The sequence below is a fragment of the Mycobacterium sp. genome (assembly GCF_049683355.1).
Classification (GTDB): domain Bacteria; phylum Actinomycetota; class Actinomycetes; order Mycobacteriales; family Mycobacteriaceae; genus Mycobacterium.
This window is the reverse complement of the sequence record NZ_JBAUJB010000089.1, coordinates 1-6,131: the sequence shown is the minus strand read 5'-3', so window position 1 is coordinate 6,131 and position 6,131 is coordinate 1. Positions and strand designations below refer to the sequence as shown.

At 63.4% G+C, this 6,131-nt stretch carries 5 protein-coding genes and 1 pseudogene; 3 read left to right on the top strand and 3 right to left on the bottom strand.

Annotation, left to right across the window (positions count from 1 at the left end):
* Positions 1 to 124: 124 nt before the first annotated feature.
* The 3 genes and pseudogenes from WA944_RS05545 to WA944_RS05535 form a co-directional block, all read right to left on the bottom strand.
* A pseudogene (locus tag WA944_RS05545) lies at positions 125 to 431 on the bottom strand (hypothetical protein); the annotation flags it as partial.
* Positions 431 to 1,099 (bottom strand): nucleotidyltransferase domain-containing protein, encoded by a 669-nt coding sequence (locus tag WA944_RS05540; protein WP_526369397.1) that lies wholly within the window; start codon positions 1,097 to 1,099, stop codon positions 431 to 433. The gene WA944_RS05540 and the pseudogene WA944_RS05545, both read right to left, overlap by 1 nt.
* A gap of 29 nt (positions 1,100 to 1,128) precedes the next feature.
* Positions 1,129 to 2,424 carry a COG3415 family protein gene (locus tag WA944_RS05535; RefSeq protein WP_526369395.1) on the bottom strand — a complete coding sequence of 432 codons (1,296 nt, stop codon included), beginning with the start codon at positions 2,422 to 2,424 and terminating at the stop codon, positions 1,129 to 1,131.
* Positions 2,425 to 3,742: 1,318 nt separating this feature from the next.
* Between WA944_RS05535 and WA944_RS05530 the strand changes: the two genes are divergently transcribed.
* The 3 genes from WA944_RS05530 to WA944_RS05520 all read left to right on the top strand — a co-directional run.
* Positions 3,743 to 4,006: a type II toxin-antitoxin system TacA family antitoxin gene (locus tag WA944_RS05530; protein ID WP_526611325.1), complete on the top strand. Its 264-nt coding sequence runs from the start codon at positions 3,743 to 3,745 to the stop codon at positions 4,004 to 4,006.
* Positions 4,007 to 4,009: 3 nt separating this feature from the next.
* Entirely contained in the window at positions 4,010 to 4,522 is a 513-nt protein-coding gene (locus WA944_RS05525) for a GNAT family N-acetyltransferase (protein WP_526611307.1), read from the top strand.
* 34 nt (positions 4,523 to 4,556) lie between these two features.
* Positions 4,557 to 6,131 (top strand): TOTE conflict system archaeo-eukaryotic primase domain-containing protein (locus tag WA944_RS05520; RefSeq protein ID WP_526646514.1); only part of this gene is annotated, 1,575 nt, incomplete at its 3' end.

The window sequence follows — 6,131 nt, the reverse complement described above, 5'->3', positions numbered from 1 at the left end:
TCAGCGTCCTGCGGCTCAACGGACATACCAACATCGCCGCCGCGCTTCGACACCACGCGCGCAATCATCTCCGACCCGTCAAACTACTGCTGAACTGGTGAAATACGACTTTGCCGACACCGTGGGTCAGGTCCTGATGCGTATATGCAGCCTTGTTCTTCAAGTTCAACAGCGTGTTCAGGTGCCGTTCAGATCCGCTGTCCGCCCGCTTCAGCAGGGCGACGGCCTCGTCGTGGTTGCCGGTGTTCGAAATGCACGCCGAGGCGGACGCAGCAGATTACGTCCGAGGCGGCAATTCCGGCGTCGACATACAGATCGCCGGCGGCGTTGGGCATCTCCTCTCCCAGATGATCAGCGGCGGTGAAGAACTCATTCGCCTTGGACATGCGCCCCGCGGTGACCACCGCAGCGCAGTCGCGTTGCCCCGCCATCAGGACCTCCTCGCTGCCGGAGAATCACCTATCGGGCGCAACTGCGTGTTGAACCAGGCCCGTGTCCCCGCGACGGTCAGGCCCTGCGTGGCCACGTCACGAAGCAGGGGTTCACCGGCGGAGGCCGCGGCGGCGAGATCGTGTTCGGTGTACTCGACGACGCGGGCGTCGTTGCCGGTCCACGCGGTGACCAGTCGGGCGAGTTCGGTCAGCTGCTGCTGCCACAGGTCGGGATCCTCGTCGTGACCATCGAGTTCGGGCGCGCAGGCGCGCACCAGAAACAGGTCAATGTCGCTGTCCAGGGTCATCCGGCCGGTAGCAGCGGACCCGAACACCGCGGCGTATTTCAGATCCTTGCCCCAGCCCTCCAAATGGGCCTCGAGTCGCTCCAAGAAGGTCGACGTCAGCCGTGAGAGCGCCATAATCGCATCGGCTGCAATATGTTCGGAGTTGAGCCGATAGGTGTTTGTCCTGCCTACCCGATCGTGTAGCACTACGCCCTGGGCGCTGAGGCGGGCGAGGACTTTGCGGATGCCTTCACCCGACACCGTGGTGACGATGCGCTGGATCTGGGAGATCGTGAACGTGACTTCAGTGCTTGCGAGGACGCCCAGCACATCGCCGTCCAGCGTTGGCGTCACTGTGGCGAACGGCTTGTTCAACTGCATCTATCAGTTCCTCCGCACTCAAACTAAAGTTAGAGTAACACAACTATAGTTGCGGATTGAGGAGCGCATGATCCTGAACCCAAATGCACCCCGGGCCGAGATTGTTGTGGCCGTTCGAAGGGGCTGACGTGTGATCGCGAGATCGAACCCCGCAGGACGGCTCGGGATTGATAGCGGATCCCGCGGTCGTCGAGTTCACCGAGCACGGTGTGGGTGGTGACCTTCTGGTCCATGATCAGCATGTGCGGGTCGGTGCCGGAGGCGGCTTTCCAGTGGTCGCAGAACGCGATCACCTCGCGGGACTGGCGAGATTTGGACACGTCGGCGTTGGCGTAGACGAGGTTGTGGGTTCCGGTGTCTTGGGCGAAGAAGGTCAGCACGGAACGGGCGCGCTGGGAGCGGGTGGGCACATAGTGCTTTTCGAGCGCAGGGTCGTGGCCCCAGTGCATGACGGCGTGGAAGTCCAGGTCGAAGATCGCGTTCTCGCCGGTGGCGAGCCCGGTGTCGATCATCTGCTCGTCGAGGGCGGCCAGGAAGCGGCGCTGGTGGTCGTGGCTGGTGCGGTAGGAGTAGTCGGTGAGCGCGGACTTCTTCGGCAGCACTGCCAGCCCGGCGAACAGGGCCGCGGCCGGGTCGGAGATCAGCAGGTCGTCGACGTGGGAGACCTGCCGGGTGCGGGTGAGCTTGAGCGCCAGCAGCGCCAGTAGCCACGAGATCGCGGGCACCACCCGGGTGCCCGGGTAGCCGGCGCGGCGCACCAGGCGCGGCAGGTCGAGTGAGATCAGGTCGGGCACCAGCAGCAGCAGCCCGGCCTTGCCGGTTTCTACTGCGGCGGGCCAGGTTTGGAAGTCGATCCGCGCGGTCCGGGGCAGCCGGGTGTCGCGGCCGTGCGTGGCCGGGCTGCTGCTGGCGGCCGGCTCGGGGTGGCGTAGCAGCCGGCCGAAGCCTTCCTCGGCGAGGATCTCGCCCACGCTGGTGCGGTTGAGCGGGGTGTGTTCGGCGGCCAGCCGGGCGGAGATCTCGTAGGTGGACAGCCCTTCCCGGCGCAGCTCGATCACCCGCCCGCGCACGCGGTCCTTGGCCGGCGCCGTCCCGGGCACCCGGCCCGGTTTGCGGGGCGGGGCGAACAGCGTCAGCTTGCCGTTGCGGTAGTCGCGCACCAGGTTGATCATCGCCCACCGGGTGTAGCCGAACCGGTCCCCGGCCTCGGTGTAGGACAGCCCGTCGACGAAGTAGGCGCGCAGCGCCTCGTAGCGGCGGTGGTTCACCTGCTCCGGCGCGGTGAACGCGGACGCCTCATCGTGTTGTACTGATTTCGCTGGCACATCCCTGTTCTACACAGTTCCACCTATGGGCGAAGCGAGCGCAGCGGGGATCATCGAACGTCTTGTGCTGCAGCAATTCTCGTGATAGATGGGTGGATCGCTTGACGGGAAATTTGAAGATCACGACACGATAACGATCTGATCAAATCGCAGTGCAGCAGCTATATCGGAGCAACATAACCGAGCGAAACCACGCCCGGATCACACAAATCCCCAGGTCAGCCGCCTGCACCCGCCCCGAGAGATTGCCCCGAATCAGCTACACGGAAATCCGCGTTAATCCCTCGCTATGACCACGTGAGCCGATGAAAGCCGGTAGCACTTCCGTACACGCCATGTCGCTCGCAGCCTGCCGCAAACATTCATGTGGGCGGTGTGGGCGGCGGAGGCCTTGGACTACCTCGACAAGCTGGATGATGCCCATCCCTCTTTGGGGCCAGCCACGACCACCCGGCAGCCCCCATCCAGATCTCGTCGACATCGCCCACGTCCGCTGGGCCACCGGCAACGCCATCACAGCCATCGACCTATGCGCGGCCACGACCGGCCACGTGTTCCGCCTGTCTCTTTCGAGTGGCAAGGAACTGAACCTGCGCCACTTCGACCCGCAATGCCCACCGGGGTGGCTGAAGGATGTCACCAGACGCCGAGATGCATAGCCGTCAGACTCCTCCTTTGGGTCGACGACACTCTGGCTGACCCGCGTTATGTCGTCATGCACGACACACGCAACCCATTCACTCACGCCTGGCTGTCGCGACACGTCATTGTTGGAGGCCCCGGGCACATCAACCGGACGAAGTTCGTTGTGCATGGCACGGCGGGTGAGCCAAAAACGCGGGTGAAATGGTTGCAACATCGGCGGCACTTGCGCTGGACCGAGTTCGAGCAATTTATCGACGTCGTCGACCACTACTGAACAAGCCCCGGGCACTCGAGTTTGCTGGCCGACGGCCACCGAAACCCCCATCGGTATGCCGCAATGGGTACGGGGCGGAAAAGGCACCTTCCGACGCTTCGGAAAGTGCCTCTGACCTGCGTCGGGCTGACGGGAGTTGAACCTGCGACCACTTGACCCCCAGGAAGTGGCGGCAGCGCATACACCCAGGTCGTCGGCGTCTTCCGCCGTTGTTGCGTGATGTGTAGCGTTCACGCACGCGCAGGTCGTTCAGCATCGCGCATAAGGTGTGGTCCCAGAGTGGTCCCCAGCGGTGTTCGGCAACCATCATTAGCTCTGTACGTACACTCGCCGTACAATTGGGTGATCGACAGCTGCGAGCAGAGATGACTGAGGAGATAAGGAGGTGTCGCTGTGGCAATGAAATCGAAGCGCATCGAGCTTCGCGCGGAGCAAGCGACCTTAGATCGCATCCAGCGCGCCGCCAACCTTGTCCATGAGCAGACGTCGGAGTTCGTACGGAAAGCTGCGATGCAACGGGCCGAAGACATCCTGCGTCAGGAGCTGGTAACGGCAATGGAGCCCGAACAATTCGACAAACTGATGTCCTCGCTCGACGCCGCTGACGACGCGCCGCGGCTAGCGGCAGCCGCACGCAAACCAGCGGTCTTCACAAGGCGTTGAATAATGTTCGAGTCCGCGCGACTCACTGACGCCCACACGCTGGAAGGATTCGACTGTGGTAAGGAGTCGCTGAATACCTGGCTTATCGCCCACGCCCGTCGCGCGGACAGCAGCGGAGTCGCGCACGTCTACGTGTGGACTCCGCTGGGCGAACAGAAAGTCAACGCCTATTTCGCCATCTGCCCCACCGAAGTAGTGCGAAACGACGACGGCGTCTCGGGATCCATGGCCGGCGGCTATTCCCGCATACCCGGATACTTGATTGCTCGCCTGGCGATCGATACGTCGCTGCGGGGTGAGGGTTATGGCGAGCAGCTGCTCCTCGACGCGCTAGGCAAGGCCGTCGCCGCGTCGGAAATCGGCGGCGGCCGGCTCGTCGTCGTCGATGCCGTAGACGACGAGGCACAATCCCTCTACGAGCACTACCACTTCGTTCCCGTCAGGAACCGCGAGCGTCGTCTGGTCATGAAAGTGTCCACCGCTGCGAAAGCGCTCGGCGAGCGCTGGCGGGAGTAAAGCCTTCCGAGGACGAATGTGCTGCACAAAGGAGTTGACCGTTAGCGGGGTCGAGGGTTTCTCTGGCGAGTTGGACACGCTGCGTGCCGACAACGCGCGTTTGCGTCACCTTCTTCGGCTGAGTGAAGAACAGGCGCGCGCGGCTGCCAGTGACCAGGCGACATTGACAGGCGCGCCGGCCTCACCGGTCACGATGGGAACCAGCTCTGCTGACAAGGTCCGGTTCTTCTTCGAGTTGTTCCGTTGTCGCACCGATGTTTACGCGGTGCGATGGGAGAACCAGCGAGATGGCCGTTCGGGTTGGATGCCGGCGATCAAGGGCTACTGGCGCAAGGGGATGAATCGGGCCGACGCCCCCTACCTGCCGCTGACCCTAGAGGTCGTTGATGCCCATCTGCGGGGCGAGGCGCATATCGGCCTGTACCCACTCGGCGATGGCGACACTTGCTGGTGGGTCGCGGCCGATTTCGACAAGGAATCCGCGATGCTCGACGCGCTCGCGTACATGAAAGCGGCTCGCTCCTATGGGATTCCGGCTGCGCTGGAGGTATCACAATCCGGCCGAGGAGCGCATGTCTGGATCTTTTTCGCCCATGCGATCTCGGCATCGGTCGCCCGCAGCGTCGCTACCAGTCTGCTGGGTGAGGCATTTCGCGTGCGTGGCAGCATGCAGCTGAGTAGCTATGACCGCTTGTTCCCGTCCCAAGACGTGCATACCGGGCGTGGAGTGGGCAATCTGATCGCCGCGCCGATGAACGGTAAGCGGCGTCAGCACGGCACCACCGTCTTCCTCGATCCCGCCACCCTCGAGCCATACGAGGATCAGTGGGCGTATCTGTCAAGCATCGCGCGATTGTCCACCAAAGACGTGACCGCGCTGGCGCGCCAACTTCCCGACCCACAGATCGGCCACACCGTCCGGCGTCTGCAGCTACCGACGTCGTCGCGCATCATCCCGCGGCCGGCGGCAATCGTGCGCGCAGAGTTCACGTCACGACTCACCTTGACCGCCAACGATCTTGGCCCAGCGATGATCTCGGCCGTCAAGCATGCCGCATCGATACGTAACCCGGAATTCGATGCGCGCCAACGTGCCCGCCGCAGCACCTGGGATACACCGCGGTTCCTCTACAGCTACGACGAGACAGCCCACGGTGATCTCGTACTCCCCCGCGGTCTTCATCCTCTGCTGACAGAACTCGTGGAATCGGCCGACAGCACGCTACATGTCGACGACAAGCGCATCCTCGGTCAAGCCCACAAGTTCACCTGCAGCACGCCGTTGCGCACCGTTCAGGCCACAGCACTGCACCAACTCCTCGCACAGGACACCAGCGTCCTCATCGCACCACCGGGCACCGGCAAGACGGTCATCGCCTGCGCAGCAATCGAATCGCGGTCCACCTCCACCCTGGTCCTCGTCGATCGCAAAGCGCTGGCCGATCAATGGCGCGACCGGATCAGCGGCCACCTCGGTTTCAAATGCGGTCAGATCGGTGGCGGGCGATCGAAAACCACCGGAATCCTCGACATCGCGCTGCTGCCGACACTTGCCCGCCGCGACAACGTGGAGGACATCACCGCGGACTACGGATTCGTCGTTGTGGAC